The following is a 24,748-nucleotide window of genomic DNA, read 5'->3' as shown; positions in this document are numbered from 1 at the left end:
CTTATCACAATGTGCTAGTGTATGTTTTGAAGATAGGATGAAGGGAGCAGGAATATGAGAAAATTTTTTCAAGACCTTAATCAAGAGTATCTGGAAACCAGAAGTTCAGTTGGAGAAGATTGGCTGGAATGGTTGATTCAGAGAAAGATGACCTGGGGGATGCGGTGGGGCTTGGTAGGGATTCTCATGTTTGTCCTACAACCTCTAACCTTTCATCCACACTTTCTATTGGGCTGTTTTTATCTAGGTTCTTTTTTGGGTTTAGTATATATCCTAGGGCAAGTGATTTTTGCAACTAGATCCATTTTCCGCAATTGGAAGAAAAAATAATCGCTCAGCTTATTAGGCTGGGCGATTGGTTTTGAAAGAGAATAGAGGAGATTTGATACTCAATGAACAGCAAAAATAGCCCTCTATACCTAATTTTAACTGCATGCTTATTCATTAAATTGTTTGTAGTATTTGTCGTTAAATAGTTTTTGAAGGTTGATTTTTGGTTTGGGTTGTGCTTTTAAGATAGGAGGTAGGATTTTATCGAGGAGTAATTCCGCCTCTTTTTGATATTGCGTGTCAGAATTTGTATTGTCGATATCATCAGTGTAATAATACAAAAAATCACCGTTATCATGGTTAAAGAAGTAGTCTCCGTCTTCATCTGATATAGTCAGTTGAAATTCATCCGACACATCAAAAAGGTAAAAACTATCATCTTTTATGATACCACCATTTCCCCTTAAGTTATAAGTAAGTCCGTTTACTTCTGGTCTTTCAACAGTGTCCAGATGAGTTAAAATGATGACTAATTCTGGATTGGTCCCCTCTTTCCGAGGCATGTGCTGAACATAGTACCCTGCATAGTGAGAGAGATTATATGCGATATACAGCTTTCCAATCCCCCAAAGCAGGAGGCTTATGAAGGTTAGGATAAGGGCAACAAGTAATTTCTTTTTCATCTTCTTTTTCCTTTAGATTTTGATTCGGCATTCCTCTCTTTTTTTACTAAACAAAACCAATCGCTCAGCTTGTTTAGGCTGGGCGATTGGTTTTTTCTACGAATAATTCTTGGGCGATGGCTGTAGGGATTGCCAGTTCTTTGTCCTTGTACTGGATGGTAATGGTCTGGGCAAACTGGTCGAAGGCTGTCACAAGTAGTTGATCGCCGACAGTTAACTCATGTTGTTCGAGGTATTGGAGAAGCTGGTAGAAGTCATGGATACGAACCAGTTGGTAGCTACCGGTTTCGGTCAGTTGGGACAGCCGGGTCTGGTAGCGTTCTACAAGCAACTGGTTTTCTTTAGGAATGCTACCACCGTGTGGGCAGGTTTGGGGATAACCCAGGAGTTTATCCAGTCGGTTAATAAAGTGATCTGAGACGGTGTGTTCTAAAATTTCAGCTTCTTCATGGACTTGCTCAGGGGAATAGCCTAGCTGTTCAACTAAAAAGACTTCTATCAGGCGGTGCTTGCGGTAGAGGTTGGCTACCATTTCCAAGGCGACTTGGCTGAGGAGGTAACCTGCTGTTTTATCTTTTTCAATCAGCTCTTCCGTGACCATTTTTTTCAGCATTTCGGAAACGGCTGGGGCGGAAAAATTCATCTTTTCAGCAATCAGCTTATTGGTGATTTTTTGTTCTGTCTGCCCTAGTTCATAGATGACTTTCAGGTAATCTTCTTTGTTTGGTGTCATATTCTCTCACTTTCTAGTAAGAATAGTATACCAAAATTTTATAAAAATCATTGACAGAAAGAATTTTTTAATATATATTAAAACTAAAGTTAAGCAAGCCTAATAAAATAAAAAGGAGAACCTACTATGAAAAAACTATTTCTCAGTTTGGCTCTGCTATTGTCCCTTATCGGACTAGGAGCTTGTCGTTCAACGCAAAGCCCAGAGGCTTCCAGCAAGCCGCGAGTGGCGGTCACGACCTCTTTCCTCAATGACATGGTCTACCAGCTGGCAGGAGATGAGGTGGAGCGGGATCTACTAATTCCAGCAGGAGAAGACCCGCACCTCTATGTGGCCAAGACCAGCGACCTATCCAAGTTGCAGAAGGCGGATTTAGTTCTCTACCATGGATTGCACTTTGAAGGCAAGATGGTGGAGGCCTTGGAAAAGACGGGAGTGGCGGTTTCTAAAAACTTTAATGCAAAAGACTTGAATACGATGGATGAGGATGGGGAAGAGATTGTCGATCCGCACTTCTGGTTTTCAATTCCCTTGTACAAGTCAGCTGTAGCTGTAGCTTCAGAGGAACTACAAAAACTCTTACCTGCTAAAGCAGAGCTGATTCAGAAAAATACGGAAAATTACCTAGCTCAGTTGGATGACTTACATACTTGGATTGAAAAAGAGTTGAGTGTCTTGCCTGCTGAGAGCCGTTACCTAGTCACCCCTCATGATGCCTTTAACTACTTCGCAGCCAGCTACGACTTTACCCTCTATGCACCGCAGGGCATTAGCACCGAGTCTGAAGTTGCCAATAGCGATATGATTGAAACGGTCAATATGATTTTAGAACATGGTATCAAGGCTATCTTTACCGAGTCAACAACCAGTCCAGAACGCATGGAAAAATTGCAAGAAGCTGTCAAGGCCAAGGGTGGTCAGGTAGCGATTGTAAGCGGTGAAGGCAAGGAGCTATTCTCAGATTCCCTAGCGCCAGAAGGGGAAGAGGGAGCAACATTTATCGATATGTACAAGCACAATGTCCAGTTAATTGTGGAGCATTTGCAGTAAGAAAGGTTGGAAGAATGGAAGAAATACTGAGAGTTGAAGACTTGTCCTTGCACTATGGCGCAGGACAGGTCAAGGCTCTAGATCAGGTCAGTTTTCAGCTACCCAAGGGTTGTCGTGCAGCCTTGGTCGGACCAAATGGTGCAGGGAAATCTAGCTTGTTTAAGGCGATTTTGGGATTGGAGAAGGGGGTAAGTGGCAAGGTTTCCCTACTGGGTCAGTCAGAGAAACTGGACCAAGTCATTCAGAAAAATGTTGCCTATATTCCCCAAGCCAGCCAGGTCAACTGGCAGTTTCCTGCAAGGGTTCTGGATATTGTCCTGATGGGGCGGTTTGCCCATACCAGTGGTTTCTTCCGCCGACCAAGTTCCTTGGATAAGGAAAAGGCAGAGCAGGCTCTGGAAGAGATGAAGATCAGCGATTTACGCAATCGGCAGATTGATCAGCTATCTGGTGGTCAGCGGCAACGAGTCTTTCTAGCTAGGGCCTTGGCTCAGGAAGCCGAACTCTATATGATGGATGAGCCCTTGGCAGGAATTGATCAGGTGACAGAGCAAGTCATCATGGACTGTTTGAAGAAGTTTCAGCAAGAAGGCAAGACCTCCCTGGTCATCCACCATGACCTCTTGACCTTGGAAAAGTATTTTGACTATGTCCTCTGGCTCAATGGTCGTTTGGTGGCAGAGGGGGCTATGGATCAGGTGGATTTGCTGCAAGCCTATCAAACTGCCTTTGGTCAGGAACCTGCCGTATTTCTAAAGGAGGGGCTTGGTCATGTTTGATCTCTTGCAGGACTATTCTTTTTGGACGGTAGCTCTGGGAACCCTTGTTTTAGCCTTGGCGGCTAGTCAAATCGGGACCATTAGCGTCTTGACCAGGCAGAGTTTAATCGGGGATAGCTTGGGGCATGCGGCCTATCCAGGTATCATCCTGTCCTATATGGTCTTTCAATCGCGTCACCCCCTGCTCCTCTTGATTGGAGCGGTGGCTTCGGGTTACCTGTCCTATGGTCTGGTCAGCTGGCTCTGTCGAGGAGGGCGGACCAGTCGGGTCAATGCCTTGGCACTGGTTTCAGCGGCTTTTTTTGGACTGGGCTTGGTTCTCAAGCAGTATGTTCAGGGCAATGAGGCCTTTCAAGGAGCTGCCCAGGCAGGCTTGGAAAACTATGTTTTTGGTCAGGCTGCCTTTATGCAGCTGGATGATGTTGTATTGATTTGCCTAGTAGCCTTGCTAGCCTTGTTCCTATTTGGCTGGCACTACCAGTCGCTCAAGCTCTATTTGTTTGATAAACAATTTGCCAAGCTAGTGGGGATTTCTGTGGAAAAGATTGACCGTATGACCCTGTTTCTGATGATGAGTTTGATTGCGGTTGGTTTGAAGGTGGTTGGGGCTATCCTGATGAGTAGTTTCTTGATAGCTCCAGCCGTCTTTGGCTTGCTTCTAGGAAAGTCCTATGGCCAGACCTTAGTATTAGCAGCAGGAATTGCTGGATTTTCAGCCCTACTTGGAAGTTATGTGAGTTCGGTGGTGACAGGGTTATCGACTGGGCCGGCTATTATCGCTTGCTTGAGTTTGTCCTCTTTAGTGGCTTTTGCTTATGTGACCTATATCAGAAAGGAGAATGCAGGTGCTTGAGGTCTTATTGATTTTACTGGCTGTTGGTTCTTCTTGTGGCTTGATTGGGTCTGTCTTGGTTGTGCGCAATCAAGCTATGCTGGCAGATGCCTTGTCCCACTCGGTCCTCTTGGGTATTGTACTGGGCTTCTTTGTCAGTCACAGCCTTGATTCCCCCCTGCTCTTGTTCGGAGCGGCAGTTTTTGGTCTACTGACAGTTCTAGCGATTGAGGGACTACATACACGTAAATTGGCTCAGGATGCGGCGACGGGCTTGCTCTTTACCTTTTTCTTTGCCCTAGCTGTTATTCTCATCTCCCTCTTTGCCCGTAATGTCCATCTGGACTTGGATATGGTCCTGATGGGCGAGGTGCTCTTTGCCCCACTTAATAAGCTGGACCTCTTTGGTCTGTCGCTACCCTTGGCCTTGGTCAAGTCCGTTGGGCTCTTACTGGTCTTGCTGGTCTTCTTTTTCTTGAATTTTCAAGCTCTGACCCTCTATCTCTTGGACAAGGAACAGGCAAAACTCCAAGGGATTGCCACCAAAAGGCTGGAGTTGGGATTGATTTTTCTGGTTTCCTTGACAACGGTCTTGTCCTTTGAAGCGGTCGGCTCCATGGCGGTCATTGTTTTCTTAGTGGCACCCAGTATGGCGGCCTTATCTTGGTCGAAGCATTTCTGTCAGTTTTTAGTTTTGGGGCTATGCTGCGCCATTCTGATGATTGTTCTAGGCTTTGGTCTTGCCAGTTGGCTTGACCTGACCATGTCTGGAACCTGTTCGGTCATGGGGCTTTTGACAGTCTGCGTCAGCTTTTTCCTAAAAAATGCCCTAAAAATTTAGTTTGGCAAATGAAATTGTCAGACTTTTTTGTTATTATAGTAAGTAATCACACAAGCAAAGGAGAAAATAATGACACGTTTACAAGATGATTTTTACGAATACGTCAATGGTGAATGGGCAAAAACAGCCGTCATTCCAGATGATAAGCCGAGAACTGGAGGATTTTCAGACCTGGCGGACGAGATTGAAAAGCTCATGATTGACACGACAAACGCATGGTTGGCTGGGGAAAATGTTCCAGAAGATAGCGTTTTGCAAAACTTTGTAGCCTTCCACAAGCAAGTGGCTGACTATGAAACCCGTGACCGTTTGGGTGCAGAACCTGCCCAGGCCTTGATTGCAGAGTACAAGGCTCTCAACTCTTTCGAAGAATTTACCAGTAAGCTGGCAGAATATGAGTTGGCAGGTAAGCCAAACCTCATGCCTTTCGGCGTGGCACCTGACTTTATGGACGCGACCACCAATGTCCTCTGGGCAGATTCTCTAGGCATTATCCTGCCAGATACGACCTACTATGAGGAAGGGCATGAAAAAGGAGCAGAGTTGCTCAAAACGTGGAGAGAGAGCCAAGAAGCCCTCTTACCTAAGTTTGGTTTCAGTGATGAGGAAATCAAGGACCTCCTAGATAAGCGTTTGGAACTAGATGCCACGATTGCCAAGTATGTTTTGTCAAATGAAGAGGGTTCTGAGTATGCCAAACTCTATCACCCTTACGAGTGGGCAGATTTTACTGCCTTGACACCAGAGTTGCCTTTGGATGATTTCTTCACAGCGATTTTGGGTCAAACACCAGACAAGATTATCGTGCCAGAGGAACGTTTCTGGCAGGCGGCCAAGGACATTTACAGTGCGGATAATTGGGAGCTTTTGAAGGCGACCTTGATTTTGAAAGCGGCAGGAGCTTATACAGCCTTCCTGTCGGATGAAATTCGTATTCTAGCAGGAGCCTACAGCCGTGCGCTTTCTGGTACACCGCAGGCTCAAAACCAAGAAAAAGCAGCCTACAACTTGGCTCAAGGCTACTTTAACCAAGCCCTCGGTCTTTGGTATGCTGGAGAAAAATTCTCACCAGAAGCAAAAGCTGATGTGGAAGCAAAAGTTGCCAAGATGATTGAGGTCTACAAGTCTCGTTTGGAAACGGCAGACTGGTTGGCTCAGGAAACGCGTGATAAAGCCATTGTCAAACTCAATGTCATCAAGCCTTATATCGGCTATCCAGAAGCCTTGCCAGAGCGTTATTATAAGAAGCTTGTTGACCCAAGTAAGTCCTTGGTGGAAAATGCTATCGAACTAAACAAGATTGACATTGCTCATGGTTGGAGCAAGTGGAACAAGCCTGTGGACATCAAAGAGTGGGGCATGCCAGCCCACATGGTCAACGCCTACTACAATCCACAGAAGAACTTGATTGTCTTCCCAGCGGCCATTTTGCAGGCGCCATTCTACTCTCTGGAGCAGTCTTCATCAGCTAACTACGGCGGTATCGGTGCGGTTATTGCCCACGAGATTTCCCATGCCTTTGACTCAAACGGTGCTTCCTTTGATGAGCATGGTAGCTTGAATAACTGGTGGACAGAAGAAGACTATGCTGCCTTTGAAGCTCGTACTCAGCAGGTTATTGACCAGTTTGAAGGTCAGGATTCCTACGGTGCCAAAATCAATGGTAAGTTGACCGTGTCAGAAAACATTGCCGACCTTGGTGGGATTGCGGCAGCTCTTGAAGCAGCCAAGTCGGAGGACGACTTCTCCGCAGAGGAATTCTTCACTAACTTTGCTCGCATCTGGCGAATGAAGGCCCGTCCTGAGTTCATGCAGATGTTGGCAAGTGTAGATGTTCATGCACCAGGTCACCTACGCACCAACATCCAGTTGCCAAACTTCGATGAATTCCATGAAACATTTGGCGTTCAAGAAGGCGACGGCATGTGGCGTGCAAAAGAAGACCGCGTGATTATTTGGTAAAACAGAGAAATACCTAGTGTTTATTGGCACTAGGTATTTTCACAATCCAAATAAAAATAAATATCCGCTTTCCCTTCCTGCTGTGTCCCCTTATAATCATGGGTATTGAAGCCACCGATTTCAAAGCCCTGACTGAGATAGAAGAGACAGGCATTGAGATTATTATCCTGGGCAATGGTGCGGATGCCTCGGTAACCCTTGGATAAGGCGATTTCTTTAGACTTTTCAATTAATTGACTGGCAATCCCTTGTTTACGGTAATCTTGATTGATTTTCAGGTCATAAAGGTAGATGTAATTGAACATATCTTCCTGCAGGATAGCTAGTTCGACACAGGTGTTGTCATCATAGGCACCGATGAAATGAAATTCTTTCTCCATCTCCTCAAAATTGTAGGGCTCGTCAGGAAAGGTTTGCCATTCAATAGTCTCAGCCAGCTGGACGGAGTGGGACCAAGTCTGATTGTGGTAGTTGACCAACAGCTTTCCTCTAATGGGAAAGGCCTGATTGGGCAGTAAAATGTCTTCTTTGTTTTCTTTGGTAATCATTCGGATGTCCATGTTTGTTCCTCCCTTAGATTAGTATAGCATAGGTAACTGTATGAATAATTAGTGCTCATAAAATTTTTCTTAAATTTTACAATAATAATTAGAAGAGTGAGAAATATATAGGATTTTTTTGTTATAATGGTTGTATTCGAAAAAAGGGGAAGTAAATGAAAATAGTAGAAAAATCTTCTTTCGATAAAGAACAGTTCTTGGAAGATAATGGAGTGGCTTGTATCTATTGTGGTTCTAATAAATCAAATTTTATTGTTGGTGTTGCAGATAAGTCCTTGTCTGATTTTGTACTAAGTAGGTTGGAATCCCTTGATACATCAAACTCTAATGATTTGACAATGCTTCGTCAATGTGAAGATTGCGGGAGTTATTTTCATGTATCAAGCCATTTGACATGCTACTTTCCGTACGAGTTATTAGATTTCGAGGATTTTGATGGTACTCCTGGTGAATTTTCTCAACCATTTATTGCAATTACGTATCAAGGAGCGTTGAAATCAGTTAATCTCCCTGCCATTTATAAAACAATTCAAACATATAGTTCCTTGAACAAAGAGGAATTAAATGAAGTAAAGAACTTTTTCAAAGAATTTGAACTATGTTGTAATATGCATTTAGAGTATTCTTCATTTTTTTTAGCAAGAAAATTAATAGAGATATTAGTTAATGATATAATGAGGAGTAACAAAGTAAAAGTTAGAGATACAGCTAGCTTAGGGGAAAAAATTGATATTCTTAAAAAGAAGGGGATATTAACTGAAGATTTAATAACTGATATGAATTTGATTCGTTTAGTTGGGAATGATCGTGTTCATGAAATTGACACTGAGTTCGAATCTATAGATCCAAAAGTTCTTAGAAATATTATTAGAGAAATTGTTTCGAAAGTCTATGCTCCAAAAATTTCTGAGGAAAGATTTCGAAGTATAATCAAAACAACAAGAAGGAGAAATGACATGAGCTTCTACAATCACAAGGATATCGAGCCCAAATGGCAGGAATTTTGGGCAAAAAACCATACATTTAAAACGGGAACAGATGCAGAAAAGCCGAACTTTTATGCCCTAGATATGTTCCCTTATCCGTCTGGTGCGGGCTTGCACGTTGGGCACCCTGAGGGCTATACTGCGACCGACATTCTCAGTCGTTACAAGCGTGCCCAAGGTTACAACGTCCTTCACCCAATGGGTTGGGATGCCTTTGGTCTGCCAGCTGAGCAGTACGCTATGGACACGGGAAATGACCCAGCTGACTTTACAGCGGAAAACATCGCCAACTTCAAGCGTCAGATTAACGCCCTTGGCTTTTCTTACGACTGGGACCGCGAGGTCAATACGACAGACCCTAACTACTACAAGTGGACCCAGTGGATTTTCACCAAATTGTATGAAAAAGGCCTAGCCTATGAGGCAGAAGTGCCTGTCAACTGGGTAGAGGAATTAGGAACAGCTATCGCCAACGAAGAGGTCCTTCCTGACGGAACATCTGAACGTGGTGGCTACCCAGTTGTCCGCAAGCCAATGCGTCAATGGATGTTGAAAATCACAGCCTATGCAGAGCGTTTGCTTAATGACCTAGAAGAAGTTGATTGGCCAGAGTCTATCAAGGACATGCAACGCAACTGGATCGGCAAGTCAACAGGTGCCAATGTGACCTTCAAAATCAAGGACATAGACAAGGACTTCACAGTCTTTACCACTCGTCCTGACACCCTTTTTGGTGCCACCTACGCAGTCCTTGCCCCTGAGCATGACTTGGTAGATAGTATCACATCAGCTGAACAAGCAGAAGCTGTGGCAGAATACAAACGCCAAGCCTCTCTCAAATCAGACCTGGCTCGTACTGACCTGGCTAAAGATAAGACAGGTGTTTGGACTGGTGCCTACGCTATCAACCCTGTCAACGGTAAAGAAATTCCAATCTGGATTGCCGACTATGTACTGGCAAGCTACGGAACAGGTGCTATCATGGCCGTTCCTGCTCATGACGAGCGTGACTGGGAATTTGCCAAGCAGTTTAACTTGGACATTATTCCAGTTCTGGAAGGTGGCAATGTAGAAGAAGCACCTTACACAGAGGACGGTGCCCACATCAATTCGGACTTCCTAGATGGTTTTAATAAGGAAGAAGCTATTGCCAAAATGGTGGCTTGGTTGGAAGAAAATGGTGTCGGTCAAGAGAAAATTTCTTACCGCCTCCGCGACTGGCTCTTCAGCCGCCAACGTTATTGGGGTGAGCCTATTCCGATCATCCACTGGGAAGATGGAACTTCCACAGCCGTACCAGAAAATGAGTTACCTCTGGTATTGCCAAAAACCTCAGACATCAAGCCTTCAGGTACAGGCGAGTCACCGCTTGCTAACCTGACAGACTGGTTGGAAGTGGTGCGTGAAGATGGTGTCAAAGGTCGCCGTGAGACCAACACCATGCCACAATGGGCGGGTTCTAGCTGGTACTACCTCCGCTACATCGACCCACACAACGACGAGAAATTGGCAGACGAGGAGCTTCTCAAGGCTTGGTTGCCAGTGGACATCTACATCGGTGGTGCCGAGCACGCAGTCCTTCACTTGCTTTATGCTCGCTTCTGGCACAAGTTCCTCTATGACCTTGGCGTTGTGCCGACCAAAGAGCCTTTCCAAAAACTCTTTAACCAAGGGATGATTTTGGGGACAAGCTACCGCGACAGCCGTGGTGCCCTTGTAGCGACTGACAAGGTGGAAAAACGTGACGGTTCCTTCTTCCACATCGAAACTGGTGAGGAGTTAGAGCAGGCACCTGCCAAGATGTCTAAGTCTCTTAAAAACGTGGTTAACCCAGATGATGTGGTCGAGCAATTCGGTGCGGATACCCTCCGCGTTTATGAAATGTTCATGGGCCCACTTGATGCGTCAATCGCCTGGTCAGAAGAAGGCCTCGAAGGTAGCCGTAAGTTCCTTGACCGTGTTTATCGCCTCTTGACTACCAAGGAGCTTGTGGCGGAAAATAGCGGAGCGCTTGATAAAGTTTACAATGAAACTGTGAAGACGGTGACAGAGCATATTGAAGATCTGAAATTCAACACGGCTATCGCCCAGCTCATGATTTTTGTCAACGCAGCCAACAAGGAAGACCAGCTTTATGTTGACTACGCCAAAGGCTTTGTCCAATTGATTGCCCCATTTGCACCACACTTGGCAGAAGAACTCTGGCAAGGTCTGGAAGCAACAGGCCAGTCAATCAGCTATGTCGCATGGCCAGTCTATGACGAAAGCAAGCTAGTAGAAAGCGAAGTGGAAATCGTTGTCCAAATCAAAGGCAAGGTAAAAGCTCGCTTGACCGTAGCCAAAGACTTAGCACCAGCTGAACTTGAAAAAGTTGCCCTTGCAGACGAAAAAGTCCAAGCTGAAATCGCTGGGCAAACAGTGGTGAAGGTGATTAGTGTTCCGAATAAGTTGGTGAACATCGTTACCAAGTAAGGAATTTCTTGCAGGATAAGCTATGAAAAAACATTCAACTAATTACTATAATGCCTTTCTTGCTGTGGCGGAGGATTGTCCAGTAGAGATAGGTCAAGAACCTCCTTTAAAGGAGCCGAAATCAGCTGTTCGTATCCAATACGACCGCCTCAAAGACAGCCCCTATCAATGTACTTCTGACCAAGTGATTTACGAGTCCAATGGAGCTCGCAGGGGTATCTCTGAGGAAGAATTTTTCTCCAAAGGTCAAGCTTGCATGCGTAGCTCGGCTCTCAGCAAGCGATATGGCTGGGGTATTCACTTTGACAGTGAAGGGAAACTAGCTCTCTATCCCAGAGAGTCTCAGGAATACCAAGCTTTTGAGAAGGATGAAACCTTGAAGCAGATTCGAGGGATGCGTTCGAGCCGAAAGAGTAGTTAGTGAGGTTAGTAAGATAGGCGATTGTGGCTAACTGGATGAAGAACATTACGAAATATAGTCGAATGAATTAGCTTTCAGACAATGAACTGAGGTGCAGGTTGCTAGCACAGCCTAGTGGCTGTGCTAGGTTGGAGATATAACTTGCAAAGCAAGTCACTTCCGCAGAGTACGGCAAGCCGAAAGTGACGATGTATCAAAGTTAATTCAAATGACTATAATGCATATGAGAAAACGACTTCCGTCTTGGAGGTCGTTTTTGCTTGTCTTGAGGGGAATTTCCTTTATATTACGGAAAAAGACAGGAAGTGTATGCGTTTACAAAAGGTAGAAGCAGGAATATAATAAGAATATATGAACAAAGAAAGGAGAACAGGTCTTGAAATCAATCAAATTAGTCACACTCGGTGGCGGCTCGAGCTATACTCCTGAGCTAGTTGAAGGGATGATTTTGCGTGCCCAGCAACTACCCATTCGAGAATGGTGGTTTGTAGATGTTGAAGCTGGGGCGGAAAAGCAGAAGATAGTTGTTGATTTGGCACGTCGAATGGTCAGAAAAGCTGGATTAGACTGGAAAATAGAGGAGACACTGGATCGAAGTGCTGCTTTGAAAGGAGCAGACTTTGTGACATCTCAGTTCCGAGTTGGTCAGTTACAGGCACGCTATATCGATGAGACAATTCCTCTGAGTCATGGTCTACTTGGCCAGGAAACCAATGGGGCAGGCGGCATCTTTAAGGCATTTCGGACTATAGAGGCCTACAAGGGTATCATTGCAGACATGAAAGAGCTGTGTCCAGATGCTTGGTTGATTAATTTTACCAATCCTGCAGGCATAGTAACGGAAGCGATTGTTAATGAACTGCAGTGGAACAGGGTGATTGGCTTATGCAATATTCCGATTGGTCAGAAAAAGACGGCAGCTCAGATTTTGAATTTGCCTGAGGAATCGATTCAAACCAATCATGTTGGATTAAACCATTTCCATTTTCATGAAGTTTGGGATCAGACTGGCCAGAATCGTACTGGTGAAGTCATGGAAGCTTTGTACGGTGACTCAAGAGGGAATCAGGAGGTTGTTAAAAATATTACCAATTTAGATTTTTCATTCCCCTTCTTGCAGTCGATTGGTCTGTTGCCCTGTGATTACCACCGTTACTACTTTTTAGAAAAGGAGATGTTGGCAGATGCCTTAGACCAGTATCGTCAAGGTAAGGTGCGGGCTCAGGTTGTTAAAGAGGTCGAAGAAGAGTTGTTTGAGCTCTACAGGGATTCAAATTTGGACCATAAGCCTAAGCAACTGGAGCAACGTGGTGGTGCTTACTACAGCGATGTTGCCTGTCAACTCATTTGTGCTATATACAACGACAGCAAGGAAATTATGACGGTTTCGACGGTTAATAGAGGAGTGATTTCTTATCTGCCAGAGGACTGCGTAGTCGAAGTCTCGTCTGTCATTACTGCCCAGGGTGCGCTTCCTTTGGTATGTCCCAAAACACCGATGGTGGTCAGGGGTTACTTGCAGCAAATGAAGCAAATGGAGTTGGCAACTGTTGGGGCTGCAATGACAGGAGACTACGCTTTGGCTTTACAGGCTTTTGCTCTCAATCCTCTGATTCCGAATGGAGAATTGGCAGAGCATGTCTTACAAGAATTACTAGTGGCACATGAGGCGTACTTGCCACAATTTAGGAGTGTCATCGATCAGATAAAGAAGAAAGGAATTGGTTATGACAGAGGATAAGGGAGTTTATCAGTTTCCAGAAGGTTTTTTGTGGGGGACTTCTACATCGGGTCCGCAGAGTGAAGGAACTGAGCTGGGCGATGGAAAAGGACAGAATAATTGGGACTACTGGTACAGCATTGAGCCAGAACGTTTCCATGGGAAAGTAGGTCCAGAGAGGACTTCCACTTTCTATAAGAATTTCAAAAAGGATATCGAGTTATTGGTTGAAACTGGACACACAGCATTTAGAACATCGATTCAGTGGTCACGGTTATTTCCCAAAGGCATTGGTGAGGTCAATCAGGAGGCGGTGACTTTTTATCGTTCTGTATTTTCTTTGATAAAAGAAAAAGGGATTCAACTGTTTGTTAATCTCTATCATTTTGATCTTCCCTATGCTTTACAGGAGCACGGAGGCTGGGAGAACAAGGACATTGTTTGGGCATATGAAGCCTATGCCCGTACTTGTTTTGAATTGTTTGACGACCTAGTAGATCGTTGGATTACCTTTAATGAGCCGATTGTTCCAGTTGAGTGTGGCTATCTAGGTGATTATCATTATCCTTGTAAGGTAGATGCCAAGGCGGCGGTTGCTGTTGCCTACCATACTCAGTTGGCCAGTTCCTTGGCAGTAAAAGCTTGTCATGAAGTGAATCCGGAGAAGAAAATTGCAATTGTCCTGAATCTGACACCGGCCTATCCTCGAAGTGAGCATCCTGATGATGTCAAGGCAGCTAAAATAGCTGAGCTCTTCCAAACCAAGAGTTTCTTAGATCCTTCTGTATTGGGAGAATACCCGAGGGACTTGGTTGACTTGATTGAGGAATACGGATTGAGTCCTGAAACCAGCGAGGAAGAGCTGGCGATTATTAGGGAAAATCGGGTAGATTTTTTAGGTGTTAACTATTACCAACCCCTTCGTGTACAGGCACCGACAAAGATTTGGAAAGAGGGAGAGGTTTTGACTCCAGAGCACTTCTTTGCACCTTACGATATGCCAGGGAAAAAAATCAATCCGCATCGAGGCTGGGAAATCTATGAAAAAGGAATCTACGATATCGCAATCAATATTCGGGACCAATACAACAATATTGAGTGGTTAGTCACTGAAAATGGTATGGGAGTAGAGGGTGAAGCGGCTTTCCGGCAAGATGAGGTCATTCAGGATGATTATCGGATTGAATTTATCGAAGATCACTTGATAGAGTTACATCGGGCTATTGAGGAAGGGTCTAACTGCAAGGGTTATATGTTGTGGACCTTTATTGACTGTTGGTCTTGGCTCAATGCCTATAAAAATCGTTATGGGCTGGTCGAGTTGGAATTGGAGACTCAGGAGCGTAGGATTAAAAAATCGGGACGTTGGTTTAAGGCACTGAGTGATGCCAATGGATTTAGTCGTTAGGAGGAGCAATGGTTCAATTTGGTTTTTCAATCTATCCAGAAAACTATTCATTGGAAGAGTCTAAGGCCTATATAGACTTGCTGGGGCGTTATGGAGCACGGCGAATGTTTATGAGCCTCTTGCAGCTTGGGGGGAATGCCCAAGAAGCCTTGCAACTCTATCGGGACTTGATTGCCTATGCTCGTCAGTTGGGGATAGTCGTGATTGCGGATCTTAGTCCGAGTTTTATAGAGGCACAGGGCTGGCAAAAATCACTCATTGAAGAAGCCCATGGTTTAGGGCTGACAGGGATTCGTCTGGATGAGGCCTTGCCTTTGGAGGAGATTGTCAGCTTGACACAGAATCCTTACGGGCTCAAGATTGAACTAAATCTGAGTACCGATAAGGTCTTACTGACGCAACTGCTAGCTAGTGAGGCAAATAGGGATAACATTGTTGCCTGTCATAATTTCTATCCTCACGCCTATACAGGACTATCAGAAGAGCATTTTTTAGAAATGTCTTCTTTCTATCACGAAGTAGGCATACAGACGGCAGCTTTTGTGACTGCCCAGTCTGCAACGGAAGGTCCTTGGCCCTTGTCAGAAGGTCTACCTACCTTGGAGGAGCATCGCAACCAGACCTTACCTCTTCAAATTGCCTGGCTCAAGGCGACAGGTTTGATTGATTGTATCCTCATCTCCAATCAGTTCATCTCGGAGGAGGAGCTCCAGTCTATTCAATCTATCTTGGAGGAAGAGGACATTTGTTTACCTGTAGAACTTACTGGGCAAGTGACAGCTGTGGAGCGGGAAATCATTGAGTTTGATCATGTTTATCGTGGGGACATTTCAGCTTACCTACTTCGGTCGACCATGCCCCGTGTTGTCTACAAGGATGCGATCATTTCTGCACATACAGATAAGGAAACGCTTGTGCAGCGAGGTGATGTCTTGATTGACAATGACCTATATGGTCGTTACAAGGGAGAGTTACAAATAGCTTTGAGGGAGTTCACCGTGAGTTCAAAAGTGAATCGGGTTGGACGAATTTGCCCTGACTATCTGCCCTTGCTCGCTTTTATCAAGCCTTGGCAATCCTTTCGATTGCGAATCGTTGCGTCCGATTCCTTTCATTAACAATACGGAAAAAAAGAGAATCCTTGTAGCCTGAGGATATGCTACAATAGAGATATAAAAATATGTTTTTATCAACAGGCTCTAGCTTACTAGTCTTGTTATATTTCGTATAAATCTTGCGGAGAGGAGGGAGTATGCTATCTAAAAAAGAAGTTCGTCTGGTAGATTACTTACTGGCAAAACAAGGGGACTTTGTATCTAGTATAGAACTGGCAAAGGCTTTGGATGTCAGTGATCGAACAGCAAGAAAGTATGTCCAGCAACTCTCTCTTTCGCTAGAGGCTAGCGGTGCTTCTATTTTGTCCAAACAAAGTAAGGGATACTGTTTGCTGGTGGAGAGACCGGTTGAGTTTGAAATGTTTTGGCAAGAACAGCTACGGTTGAAAAAGCAGGTGACGGACTTGCGGCAACTGGAGGAAGCGACGGACCGACAACGGTATGTTTTAAGTAAGTTATTATTTGAAAATCCAATTCAGTCCATGGATCGTTTGCAACGAGAGCTGTTTATCGGAAAAACAACCCTACATTCTATTATCGCGGATATTCGCAAGTTATTTATTTCCTACCAATTAGAGTTGTTGTTCACACGGAGAGGTGTAGAATTAAGCGGGGAGGAGCCTGCTATTCGGCACTTCATCATGGATTACTTTTTTGGACAAGGGAATGGTCAGTCTCTTTATGGTTTGGTGGAAAGTCAGCTCCTGCCAGACATTCGGTTTACGGACCTGATGTTGATTGTCTTGGATGAGTGTCGCGATGCCAAACTTCGCCTGTCTGATTTTGTTATGCAAAACCTGGTTCTTCATATCGCACTGCTCTTGCAACGAATGAAGGGAGGAGCTAGTTTAGAGCGATTTCCAATATCTAATCAGATTCAATCTTCCAAGGAGTATCAGGTTGCTGGACGAATTATCAAACGAATTGAAACAGAATTTCAAGTAGAGATTCCTGTAGAAGAAGCCAACTATATTGCTCTACACCTAAAGGTAAAGCTGACAGGAAATCCCAGTCAGATTTCAGACTTGGAGGACGGTTTGGAGGAAGAAGTAGAAATTTGTTTACAGACTCTCTCTCAGTTGACTGGTCTGGATTTGTTAAAAGATCGACAGCTTTTCAAGGGGATTGTCGCTCATTTACTTCCCTTACGGACGCGGTTGGAGCACCAGATTCAGTTGGCTAATCCCTTGGTGGCTGATATCCAGAGGGATTATATAGAGGTATTTGAGCTGACCAAGCAAGCTTTTGCTTCTATGCCCACCTTGTTGGGCTATAGCGTTTCGGATGACGAATGGGCCTACCTGACCCTGCATGTATTGGCTGCGATTGAGCGATACGAGGGGCGGAAAAAGTTACGGGTATTGGTGGTCTGTGCGACCGGGATCGGAAGCGCTTTAATGTTGCGAAATCGTTTGGAAAAGGAATTTGCAACAAGCCTGGAAATAGCAGATGTTGTGAGTTACTACGAGGTAACGGAAGAAGGTTTAAGAGATGTAGACCTGATTATTTCTTCAATTAGCTTGTCCAATCTAATTTTCCTGACACCTGTTATCACCGTCAGTGTTTTCCTATCGGAGCAGGATATCGAGGCAATTCGTTCCTATCTCCAACAAGTGACACCTGTCCGAGTTGAGCAGAACGAGGCTTTACCTATGGAGGAAGAGCAGGCGAGACAGATTGCAGAGGCTGTTTTTTCACCCTTGCGAATAGTCTCTTTGGACAAAAAGATGAGTCGAGATAGGACCTTGTTGCAACTAATAGCGTGCTTGGATGAAGCCAAGGAATCAGGCTTTGTGGAACAATTTAGGGAACAGGTAAATGTGAGAGAGTCCTATAGTTCAGTCGTTTTTGGAGAACTATTGGCCTTTCCGCATCCAGCTATTCCCCTGACTTTCTCTGAGCAGATTGTGGTCGGAGTTTGTAAGGAAGCGGTTGAATGGGAAGAGGGGAAGAAGGTGCAGTTTGTCTTTCTTCTATCCCCGTCTAAAGGGCGGAATCCGCATCTGAAGTATATTTCACCTTGTCTGGTTGAATTTGTCCAAGACAGGTCCTTGCAAGAAAGACTATTACAAAATCCTAGCTATCAGGAATTAGTCGATATATTTATTCCCTTGATTCAAAAACAGGGGTAGGAGGAGTTTTTTATGAAACACATTATGTTAGTGTGCAATGCTGGTATGTCTACTAGTATGTTGGTGACCAAGATGCAGAAAGCGGCAGAAGAAAAGGGGATAGAGGCAACGATTTGGGCAGTCCCTGTGTCAGAAGCTGATAGTGAAGTTAGTCAAAAGGAGATTGATGTCCTTTTGCTAGGTCCACAGGTTAAATTTTTGCTAAATGACTACAAGGCTAAGTTCGAGCCTGCAATCAAGGTTGATGCAATCAATATGATGGATTATGGAGTGATGAATGGTGCTAAGGTGCTCGATGCTGCTTTGGCACTAATGGAGGACTAGTATGAACTCTCCGGAATACTTAGAAGCGATTATGGGGCTTATTATGTATGGGGGAGAGGCAAAGGGCTATGCTGTTCAGGCGATTCAAGCGGCCAAGCAGGAGGATTTCCAGACGGCAGAGCATTTGCTTCAAGAAGCAAATACCTCCCTAAATATTGCCCATAAATCACAAACAGGTCTACTAGCCCAAGAGGCTGGTGGGCAAACGGTGGAAGTGTCCTTGCTAATGGTGCATGGACAGGACCACTTGATGAATGCCTTGACATTTATTGATATGGCCAAGGAAGTAGTGGAGCTCTATAAGCGTTTAGCTGAATAGAAGAATTGTAGCTAGGCCACCTTGTTGGATAACGGAGATAGGAGGACAGGTATGAAAATCAAAAAAATAGGACAGGTTCCAATTGAACAATTGTTTGCTGCGATTGGTCGGTCCTTGAAAGAGGATTATCAGCAAAATACTGGACGACCTCTTCTTGATCAAGATATCCAGGAAGGTTTGACCTATGTAAAAACATTTGGAGACAAAGGAGAGCATAGTGTCAAGGTGCGTGTAGAGGAATTTCTTGCCCCCTATCGTTATGCTGTTTGCTTTCATTCCAATCGAGGAAAAGAGCATATCTGCTATGATTTGCACGCTTTGGGGGACAATCAAACAGAGATTGAATACTCTTATGAAATGGAGGCGGCAGACTTATTTATGAGAGGGAACTACTTTTTAATGGAGAAAGTCTTCTCTAAGAGTTTGAAACGGCAGACAGATGCTCAACTAGAAGCACTGATTCGGTATTCTAAAGAAGGTGCTTCGACATCGTGATTTTGTTTATACAACAATAAAAAAATAGAAAAGGAGACAGATTATGTCAAATATTTCTGAAAAATTTATGGAAATATCAGGAAAAATCGGCTCGCAACGTCATTTGATTGCTATACGTGATTCCTTTATTTCCATGATGCCGATTACCATGGCAGGTACGGTGGCCGTTCTTTTGAATGTCTTTCTGAGGGACATTCCTAACAATATGGGTTGGACAGGTTTTGCAGAAGCTATGCAGCCAATTATTAACATCAACGGCTATGTTTATTTTGGAACCATTGGGATTATGGCGCTTGTCTTTGCCTTTGCCTTTGGTTACAACTTGTCTTTGATGTACAAGGTCAATCCTCTTGCAGGCGGCTTGATTTCCTTTGCATCCTTCATTTCAACCATTCCTCAAAGTCTCACTATTTCAACTGCTTTAGAAGGTGTGGATAAATCGGTTATCACTGCTTTAGAAGAAATAGGCTTGACCATTGTTAGCACAGACGGTGTTTCTATATTGGAAACCAGTGAATGGGGAGCGATTGCGCTGAAATATGGTGGAGCAACAGGTCTCTTCACAGCCATGTTTATTGGATTCTTGGCAACTTTTGTTTATGCGAATTTGGTGAAACGGAACATTATTATCAAATTGCCAGATTCGGTTCCACCTGCAGTTAACAAGGCTTTTGCAGCAATCATCCCGGGTACGGCAGCAATTTATGCATCTTCTATTGTAGCCTATCTTGTATTCTCAGTAACTGGTCAGTCCTTGAGTGATGTGGTATCAACCTATATTCAGATGCCGTTGCTTGGGCTTTCTCAAGGGATTGGTTCGGTAGTATTGTTAACCTTCCTCGTCCAGCTCTTCTGGTTCTTTGGTCTACATGGTCACAATGTCTTGGCACCAATCATGGACGGGATTTACGGTATCGCTCTGAATGAGAATACTGCTGTCTATGAAGCAACAAGAAGTGTTGCAGACCTCCCTTGGCTCTGGACGCGTGGTTCTTTTGATGCCTATGCTCAGATGGGGGGCTCAGGTGTAACCCTCGCTCTGATTATTGCAATTTTCCTCTTTTCCAAACGGGAAGAATACAAGATGGTTGCCAAGCTGTCAGCTCCGATGGGAGTCTTTAACATCAACGAGCCAATTACCTTTGGTATTCCGATGGTCTTGAATCCGCTCTTTGTTATTCCATGGCTCATAGTGCCACCAGTTTGTGCAGTGATTGCTTATTTGGCAACAGCAGCAGGCTTGATACCACCAGTCTTTCTAGCTGTTCCATGGATTACCCCGCCAGGTCTCTACGCTTATTTGGCAACAGGTGGTAACATTATGGCGGCCCTGGTTTCGCTCTTCAACCTCTTTGTTGCCTTCTTGATTTGGACTCCATTTGTCATTGCAGCCAACAAGGTTAAGGCTGGTGAGGACTAATGTTTTCCAAAAACAAATCTCCCTTCTTACTGGCACTAGGCTGCTTTCTGATTGCAATCAGTCCATTATATGGTAATAAATATTTCAATATTATTTCTGGTCTGGTTTTAATCTTAATCAGTGTTCTCAGAAGTAGGAAAAAGTAGGATAATACAAGAAAACGACTTCCGTCTTGGAGGTCGTTTTTGCTTGTCTATAGATACTTCTTCTCGCTCAACCAAGCGTGAATAACAGATAGGGTTTTGTCTTGGAATTTGCCAGATTCGTACATATGGTCTGCCCCCGTTAGGGAGACCAGAACGGAGTCCTTGTAGTTTTTAGCTGTTTTTCGGGCAATAGCAGAAACGGTCATCTTGTCTTCGCTTCCTGTGATGACCAGGACAGGTCCCGTAATCTTGCTGAAATCGACATAGCCTGCTCTGCTTTTATCAAAGAAAGGAAAGACCATCTGGGTATAGACCTTGCCAGACTCGGGTACCAAGGTCTTGAAAATATCTTCTTTGAGGGCGGGGTCTTGAACGTTGAGGCAGTAGCGGAAGAACTCGTCCTTGTAAGGAGGCATGGGCTTTTTCCAAAAGCCCCAGCGAAGGAAGTGGCGGATGAAGCAACGAATCATGGTTGGATAGAGGGCGAAGATGTCGGCCGTTGGAGCTGGTCCCATGAGAATCATACCAGTCACCTGTGTGCGTTCTGCCACCATTTGGGCCAAGAGACAGCCTAGGGAATGTCCCAAGAGCAACGGTGGTTCCTCCAGACTCTCGACCAAGGTCACCAAGTCATCGGCATAGTCTGTCAGGCTAACTGCACCAACCTTTTCCATGACCTCATCATAGGGCAAGTCGTGGTAGCGTAGGCTAGGTGTATGAACCCGCAAGCCCATTTTTTCTAGCTTACTAGCGAAATCTCCCCATACCGAACCGTCACACCAGGTTCCGTGAATTAACACAATATCTTTCATAAACAAACTCCTGACATTTATTTCTATTATAGCATGCTGAAAGTTAAATGTTAACTACCTGCAAAACAGCTGTCATACTTGTTACATTTCTTTAAGTCTTGTGCAAGATAAATTGGTTAGGATAGATACAGAAGTAATTTGAAAGGATTTGATGAGTATGAATAAACACAAACTTCACAAAACAATGAAAGTTGCCCTTGCTACGGCGATCTTGGGAGGAATCTTGGCTCTAGGACAAGATTCTGTTATGGCGTACACAGAATTGACAGATAGTCCCAGTCTATCAGTCCTAACGCTTCAGCTTGAGCAGGAAGAGCAGTTGAAAAAAGAAGCAAAGGCTAAAGCTGCAGCTGAAAAGGCTGCGGCAGAAAAAGCAGCTGCGGAAGCTGCAGCCCAAGCAGCCCTAGCAACAAATATGGTATCTGAGGTTGCTGTCGAATACACAGCCAATACCTATCCAGCAGGTCAATGTACCTGGGGGGCAAAAGAAATGGCTCCTTGGGTTGGCAACTATTGGGGAAATGGTGGTGACTGGGCAGCCAGTGCAGCAGCCCTTGGTTATGAAGTAGGAACCACTCCTAAGGTTGGCGCAATCGCTGTCTGGACAGACGGTGGCTATGGTCACGTTGCCTACGTTACGGATGTAGCAACTGATGGAACAATTCAAGTAATGGAATCAAACTATGGAGGAGCTTACTACCCAAGTAATGTACGTGGCTACTTTGATCCAACAACCACTAGCGAAGGAACTGTAAGCTATATTTACCCTCCAGCTGGTGTCTAGGGATAGGCCTTATTTCGCTCCGAGGAATGCTTGGACGAATAAGTTGGCAGGACAAACTGAAAAATGCAAAGGTCTAGAAATAGGCCTTTTTTCACAACCATGCTTCCGTTTTAAAATTTTTATACCCTTGATAGAAATTATATATTGGCTCATAAGATTCTTTCGTGATATGATAGTACAATCTGAAAAAGAAAGAGTGTACAATTCATGAAAAAATTAGCTTTATTTGCAACAACAGCCCTAGCAGCTTTTACTTTAGCAGCCTGCAGTTCTTCAACATCAACTAGCTCATCAAGCAGCACGGATCAAACTCTCTTGGCACAAATCAAGGAAGAAGGAGTTATTCAAATCGGTACTGAAGGTGCCTATGCTCCTTACTCCTACCATGACGAGAGCGGAAAATTGGTCGGTTACGATGTAGAGGTGGCTGAAGCAGTTGCTGAGAAATTGGGCGTTAAGGTCGAGTTTGTTGAAACCAAGTGGGATTCCATGATTGCAGGTTTGGACGCGGCACGTTTTGATACTATTGCCAACCAGGTTGGTGTGACAGACGAGCGCAAAGAAAAATACGATTTCTCAACACCATATACCTACATTTATGGAGCCTTGGTAGCTCATAAGGATAATACAGAGATTACAGGTTTTGCTGACTTGGCAGGTAAAAAATCTGCTAACAGTTTGACTAGTAACTGGGCAGATGTGGCGCGTGAAAACGGTGCGGAAGTTGTCGGTGTAGATGGATTTTCACAGGCAGTTGAATTGTTGAATACAAACCGTGTGGATGTGACCATCAATGACAACTTGGTATATTTGGATTACCTCAAGCAACATGCAGATGCACCGATTAAGGTTGTGACCTTGACAGACGATGTTTCCACAACAGCCTTCCCAGTGGTTAAAGGAAATGAAGACCTAGTAAAAGAAATTGATGCAGCCTTGGCTGAATTGGCAAGCGAAGGTAAACTAGCTGAAATTTCAAATAAATACTTTGGCGAAGATGTATCAAAAGCCAAGTAAGCAGGAGAAACTATGACAGATAGAGTATGGCAATTAGTGATTGACTCATTTTCGCAGATACTTGTTCCAGGATTGTTGGTGACCATTCCACTGACAATCCTGTCTTTTGCCTTTGGCTTATTGTTGGCAATTGGAACTGCCTTGGTACAGGTAGCCAATCTACCCGTTCTCAAGCAACTGGCTCGTTTTTACATCTGGATTATCCGTGGAACCCCTCTATTGGTCCAACTTTATGTGATTTTTTATGGTCTACCAAGCTTGGGCCTAGTCATCGATGCCTTTCCATCGGCAGTCTTGGTGTTTTCTATTAACACAGGTGCCTATGCTGCGGAAACCATTCGGGCTTCTATCGAGTCCGTGCCTAAGGGGCAGTTGGAGGCTGGCTATTCTGTCGGGATGAGTTTTGCCCAGACCATGCGCCGTATCATTCTTCCCCAAGCCTTTCGAGTGGCCTTTCCTCCCTTGTCCAATACTTTGATTGGTTTGGTTAAGGACACGTCACTGGCAGCCAATATTACGGTCTTAGAGATGTTCATGGCAACCCAGCAGATTGCGGCCAGAACCTACGAGCCCTTTATACTTTACTGTGAAGTTGCCCTTATCTACCTACTCTTTTCAACTATTTTGACCAAACTGCAAGCCTTTGGTGAGAAGAAAATAGCAGTTTACTAGGAGGTTCAGATGATTCAAGCAAGTGGAATAGAGCTGGCCTTCCATGGTCAGCAGGTTTTAAAGGGGATTGATGTTCAGGTCAATCCTGGAGAGGTGGTTGTCATCTTAGGTCCATCTGGCTCAGGTAAAACGACCCTACTTCGTTCCTTGAACTTTTTGGAAAAAGCTGACGCGGGTCACTTGGTTTTCGGTGAGGACAGCTATGACTTGGCTAAGATTAGCCACAAGGAAATTGCTGCCATTCGCAAACGAACAGCCTTTGTTTTTCAAAACTACAATCTCTTTGCCAACAAGACTGCCCTGCAAAACGTGACGGAAGGTCTGATTGTGGCTCGAAAAGTAGCTAGGCAGGAGGCTGAAACAATTGGTAAGGCAGCCTTGGACAAGGTTGGCTTGTCGGACAAATATGATTTTTACCCAAGCCAGCTTTCAGGAGGTCAACAGCAACGGGTTGGTATTGCCAGAGCCATTGCGACTAGTCCAGAGGTGATTTATTTTGATGAACCGACCTCTGCTCTCGATCCTGAGTTAATCGGTGAGGTTCTGGCTGTCATGATGCAACTGGCTAAAGAAGGTATGACCATGGTAGTGGTAACGCATGAAATGGGCTTTGCGCGTGCAGTGGCTGATCGGGTCATTTTTATGGATGGGGGGCGGATTATTGAAGAAGGCCGACCAGAAGATATTTTTGACCATCCAAAAGAAGAACGAACCAAGCAATTCTTGGCTCGCATCCAGAAAGAAGATATATAGAATGAAAACACTGGCTTTGCTGGTGTTTTTAAGTTCCCTAAG

24 protein-coding genes and 1 pseudogene are annotated in these 24,748 nt (G+C 44.5%); 21 read left to right on the top strand and 4 right to left on the bottom strand.

Annotation, left to right across the window (positions count from 1 at the left end):
- Positions 1–54: 54 nt before the first annotated feature.
- Complete coding sequence (locus ACEE44_RS07485; RefSeq protein ID WP_449171816.1) at positions 55–330, top strand: hypothetical protein; 276 nt, start codon at positions 55–57, stop codon at positions 328–330.
- A gap of 107 nt (positions 331–437) precedes the next feature.
- Here ACEE44_RS07485 and ACEE44_RS07480 read toward each other — a convergent pair whose 3' ends face one another.
- Positions 438–953, bottom strand: coding sequence for a hypothetical protein (locus ACEE44_RS07480; RefSeq protein WP_449171815.1), 516 nt, complete (start codon positions 951–953; stop codon positions 438–440).
- A gap of 73 nt (positions 954–1,026) precedes the next feature.
- Positions 1,027–1,686 (bottom strand): metal-dependent transcriptional regulator, encoded by a 660-nt coding sequence (locus tag ACEE44_RS07475; RefSeq protein WP_449171814.1) that lies wholly within the window; start codon positions 1,684–1,686, stop codon positions 1,027–1,029.
- Positions 1,687–1,812: 126 nt separating this feature from the next.
- Here ACEE44_RS07475 and ACEE44_RS07470 point away from each other — a divergent pair, with 126 nt between their 5' ends.
- The 5 genes from ACEE44_RS07470 (at position 1,813) to ACEE44_RS07450 (ending at position 7,150) form a co-directional block, all read left to right on the top strand.
- Positions 1,813–2,736: a metal ABC transporter solute-binding protein, Zn/Mn family gene (locus tag ACEE44_RS07470; protein WP_449171813.1), complete on the top strand. Its 924-nt coding sequence runs from the start codon at positions 1,813–1,815 to the stop codon at positions 2,734–2,736.
- 14 nt (positions 2,737–2,750) lie between these two features.
- Entirely contained in the window at positions 2,751–3,515 is a 765-nt protein-coding gene (locus ACEE44_RS07465; RefSeq protein WP_449171812.1) for a metal ABC transporter ATP-binding protein, read from the top strand.
- Positions 3,508–4,368: a metal ABC transporter permease gene (locus tag ACEE44_RS07460; RefSeq protein ID WP_449171811.1), complete on the top strand. Its 861-nt coding sequence runs from the start codon at positions 3,508–3,510 to the stop codon at positions 4,366–4,368. The genes ACEE44_RS07465 and ACEE44_RS07460 overlap by 8 nt, the downstream gene beginning before the upstream one ends.
- Positions 4,361–5,188 (top strand): metal ABC transporter permease, encoded by an 828-nt coding sequence (locus tag ACEE44_RS07455; RefSeq protein WP_449171827.1) that lies wholly within the window; start codon positions 4,361–4,363, stop codon positions 5,186–5,188. The genes ACEE44_RS07460 and ACEE44_RS07455 overlap by 8 nt, the downstream gene beginning before the upstream one ends.
- A gap of 69 nt (positions 5,189–5,257) precedes the next feature.
- Positions 5,258–7,150 (top strand): M13 family metallopeptidase, encoded by a 1,893-nt coding sequence (locus ACEE44_RS07450; protein WP_449171810.1) that lies wholly within the window; start codon positions 5,258–5,260, stop codon positions 7,148–7,150.
- A 29-nt stretch (positions 7,151–7,179) separates the two neighbouring features.
- Here ACEE44_RS07450 and ACEE44_RS07445 read toward each other — a convergent pair whose 3' ends face one another.
- Positions 7,180–7,710 (bottom strand): GNAT family N-acetyltransferase, encoded by a 531-nt coding sequence (locus ACEE44_RS07445; protein ID WP_024416975.1) that lies wholly within the window; start codon positions 7,708–7,710, stop codon positions 7,180–7,182.
- A gap of 155 nt (positions 7,711–7,865) precedes the next feature.
- Here ACEE44_RS07445 and ACEE44_RS07440 point away from each other — a divergent pair.
- The 11 genes and pseudogenes from ACEE44_RS07440 to ACEE44_RS07390 all read left to right on the top strand — a co-directional run.
- Positions 7,866–8,534 (top strand): annotated as a pseudogene (locus ACEE44_RS07440) (DUF4145 domain-containing protein); the annotation flags it as partial.
- A gap of 132 nt (positions 8,535–8,666) precedes the next feature.
- Positions 8,667–11,168: a leucine--tRNA ligase gene (gene leuS / locus ACEE44_RS07435; protein ID WP_449171826.1), complete on the top strand. Its 2,502-nt coding sequence runs from the start codon at positions 8,667–8,669 to the stop codon at positions 11,166–11,168.
- 22 nt (positions 11,169–11,190) lie between these two features.
- The gene (locus tag ACEE44_RS07430; RefSeq protein ID WP_449171809.1) at positions 11,191–11,589 is read left to right on the top strand and encodes a DUF6157 family protein; all 399 of its coding nucleotides are present in this window, start codon (positions 11,191–11,193) and stop codon (positions 11,587–11,589) included.
- A gap of 376 nt (positions 11,590–11,965) precedes the next feature.
- Positions 11,966–13,330 carry a 6-phospho-beta-glucosidase gene (locus ACEE44_RS07425; protein ID WP_449171808.1) on the top strand — a complete coding sequence of 455 codons (1,365 nt, stop codon included), beginning with the start codon at positions 11,966–11,968 and terminating at the stop codon, positions 13,328–13,330.
- Positions 13,317–14,717 carry a glycoside hydrolase family 1 protein gene (locus ACEE44_RS07420; RefSeq protein WP_449171807.1) on the top strand — a complete coding sequence of 467 codons (1,401 nt, stop codon included), beginning with the start codon at positions 13,317–13,319 and terminating at the stop codon, positions 14,715–14,717. The genes ACEE44_RS07425 and ACEE44_RS07420 overlap by 14 nt, the downstream gene beginning before the upstream one ends.
- A gap of 8 nt (positions 14,718–14,725) precedes the next feature.
- Positions 14,726–15,835 carry a DUF871 domain-containing protein gene (locus ACEE44_RS07415; protein WP_449171806.1) on the top strand — a complete coding sequence of 370 codons (1,110 nt, stop codon included), beginning with the start codon at positions 14,726–14,728 and terminating at the stop codon, positions 15,833–15,835.
- Positions 15,836–15,969: 134 nt separating this feature from the next.
- On the top strand, positions 15,970–17,964 hold the full coding sequence (locus tag ACEE44_RS07410) for a BglG family transcription antiterminator (RefSeq protein ID WP_449171805.1): 1,995 nt from the start codon (positions 15,970–15,972) through the stop codon (positions 17,962–17,964).
- 12 nt (positions 17,965–17,976) lie between these two features.
- Positions 17,977–18,288, top strand: coding sequence for a PTS sugar transporter subunit IIB (locus ACEE44_RS07405; RefSeq protein ID WP_449171804.1), 312 nt, complete (start codon positions 17,977–17,979; stop codon positions 18,286–18,288).
- A gap of 1 nt (position 18,289) precedes the next feature.
- Positions 18,290–18,607: a PTS lactose/cellobiose transporter subunit IIA gene (locus ACEE44_RS07400; protein ID WP_449171803.1), complete on the top strand. Its 318-nt coding sequence runs from the start codon at positions 18,290–18,292 to the stop codon at positions 18,605–18,607.
- Between the two features lie 51 nt (positions 18,608–18,658).
- A complete protein-coding gene (locus tag ACEE44_RS07395; RefSeq protein ID WP_044689396.1) occupies positions 18,659–19,102 on the top strand; it encodes a DUF3284 domain-containing protein in 444 nt (147 codons plus the stop codon).
- A gap of 43 nt (positions 19,103–19,145) precedes the next feature.
- The gene (locus ACEE44_RS07390; protein ID WP_449171802.1) at positions 19,146–20,522 is read left to right on the top strand and encodes a PTS sugar transporter subunit IIC; all 1,377 of its coding nucleotides are present in this window, start codon (positions 19,146–19,148) and stop codon (positions 20,520–20,522) included.
- Positions 20,523–20,715: 193 nt separating this feature from the next.
- Here ACEE44_RS07390 and ACEE44_RS07385 read toward each other — a convergent pair whose 3' ends face one another.
- Positions 20,716–21,480, bottom strand: coding sequence for an alpha/beta fold hydrolase (locus ACEE44_RS07385; RefSeq protein WP_449171801.1), 765 nt, complete (start codon positions 21,478–21,480; stop codon positions 20,716–20,718).
- 157 nt (positions 21,481–21,637) lie between these two features.
- Here ACEE44_RS07385 and ACEE44_RS07380 point away from each other — a divergent pair, with 157 nt between their 5' ends.
- The 4 genes from ACEE44_RS07380 (at position 21,638) to ACEE44_RS07365 (ending at position 24,706) form a co-directional block, all read left to right on the top strand.
- Entirely contained in the window at positions 21,638–22,264 is a 627-nt protein-coding gene (locus ACEE44_RS07380) for a CHAP domain-containing protein (RefSeq protein WP_449171800.1), read from the top strand.
- A gap of 207 nt (positions 22,265–22,471) precedes the next feature.
- Complete coding sequence (locus tag ACEE44_RS07375; protein ID WP_449171799.1) at positions 22,472–23,281, top strand: amino acid ABC transporter substrate-binding protein; 810 nt, start codon at positions 22,472–22,474, stop codon at positions 23,279–23,281.
- Between the two features lie 12 nt (positions 23,282–23,293).
- Entirely contained in the window at positions 23,294–23,953 is a 660-nt protein-coding gene (locus tag ACEE44_RS07370; RefSeq protein ID WP_318820065.1) for an amino acid ABC transporter permease, read from the top strand.
- Positions 23,954–23,962: 9 nt separating this feature from the next.
- On the top strand, positions 23,963–24,706 hold the full coding sequence (locus ACEE44_RS07365; protein ID WP_449171798.1) for an amino acid ABC transporter ATP-binding protein: 744 nt from the start codon (positions 23,963–23,965) through the stop codon (positions 24,704–24,706).
- The last annotated feature ends 42 nt before the right edge of the window (positions 24,707–24,748 follow it).

This window comes from Streptococcus sp. 32226D021BW, from assembly GCF_053545015.1.
Note: the sequence above shows the minus strand (reverse complement) of the source record. Positions and strands in the feature narration are given on the sequence as shown.

Bases quoted from the DNA above. Each gene is read 5' to 3' on its own strand.
- ACEE44_RS07485 (WP_449171816.1), top strand. From the start codon at position 55: ATGAGAAAATTTTTTCAAGACCTTAATCAAGAGTATCTGGAAACCAGA.
- ACEE44_RS07480 (WP_449171815.1), bottom strand. From the start codon at position 953: ATGAAAAAGAAATTACTTGTTGCCCTTATCCTAACCTTCATAAGCCTC.
- ACEE44_RS07475 (WP_449171814.1), bottom strand. From the start codon at position 1,686: ATGACACCAAACAAAGAAGATTACCTGAAAGTCATCTATGAACTAGGG.
- ACEE44_RS07470 (WP_449171813.1), top strand. From the start codon at position 1,813: ATGAAAAAACTATTTCTCAGTTTGGCTCTGCTATTGTCCCTTATCGGA.
- ACEE44_RS07465 (WP_449171812.1), top strand. From the start codon at position 2,751: ATGGAAGAAATACTGAGAGTTGAAGACTTGTCCTTGCACTATGGCGCA.
- ACEE44_RS07460 (WP_449171811.1), top strand. From the start codon at position 3,508: ATGTTTGATCTCTTGCAGGACTATTCTTTTTGGACGGTAGCTCTGGGA.
- ACEE44_RS07450 (WP_449171810.1), top strand. From the start codon at position 5,258: ATGACACGTTTACAAGATGATTTTTACGAATACGTCAATGGTGAATGG.
- ACEE44_RS07445 (WP_024416975.1), bottom strand. From the start codon at position 7,710: ATGGACATCCGAATGATTACCAAAGAAAACAAAGAAGACATTTTACTG.
- leuS (WP_449171826.1), top strand. From the start codon at position 8,667: ATGAGCTTCTACAATCACAAGGATATCGAGCCCAAATGGCAGGAATTT.
- ACEE44_RS07430 (WP_449171809.1), top strand. From the start codon at position 11,191: ATGAAAAAACATTCAACTAATTACTATAATGCCTTTCTTGCTGTGGCG.
- ACEE44_RS07420 (WP_449171807.1), top strand. From the start codon at position 13,317: ATGACAGAGGATAAGGGAGTTTATCAGTTTCCAGAAGGTTTTTTGTGG.
- ACEE44_RS07415 (WP_449171806.1), top strand. From the start codon at position 14,726: ATGGTTCAATTTGGTTTTTCAATCTATCCAGAAAACTATTCATTGGAA.
- ACEE44_RS07410 (WP_449171805.1), top strand. From the start codon at position 15,970: ATGCTATCTAAAAAAGAAGTTCGTCTGGTAGATTACTTACTGGCAAAA.
- ACEE44_RS07405 (WP_449171804.1), top strand. From the start codon at position 17,977: ATGAAACACATTATGTTAGTGTGCAATGCTGGTATGTCTACTAGTATG.
- ACEE44_RS07400 (WP_449171803.1), top strand. From the start codon at position 18,290: ATGAACTCTCCGGAATACTTAGAAGCGATTATGGGGCTTATTATGTAT.
- ACEE44_RS07395 (WP_044689396.1), top strand. From the start codon at position 18,659: ATGAAAATCAAAAAAATAGGACAGGTTCCAATTGAACAATTGTTTGCT.
- ACEE44_RS07390 (WP_449171802.1), top strand. From the start codon at position 19,146: ATGTCAAATATTTCTGAAAAATTTATGGAAATATCAGGAAAAATCGGC.
- ACEE44_RS07385 (WP_449171801.1), bottom strand. From the start codon at position 21,480: ATGAAAGATATTGTGTTAATTCACGGAACCTGGTGTGACGGTTCGGTA.
- ACEE44_RS07380 (WP_449171800.1), top strand. From the start codon at position 21,638: ATGAATAAACACAAACTTCACAAAACAATGAAAGTTGCCCTTGCTACG.
- ACEE44_RS07375 (WP_449171799.1), top strand. From the start codon at position 22,472: ATGAAAAAATTAGCTTTATTTGCAACAACAGCCCTAGCAGCTTTTACT.
- ACEE44_RS07370 (WP_318820065.1), top strand. From the start codon at position 23,294: ATGACAGATAGAGTATGGCAATTAGTGATTGACTCATTTTCGCAGATA.
- ACEE44_RS07365 (WP_449171798.1), top strand. From the start codon at position 23,963: ATGATTCAAGCAAGTGGAATAGAGCTGGCCTTCCATGGTCAGCAGGTT.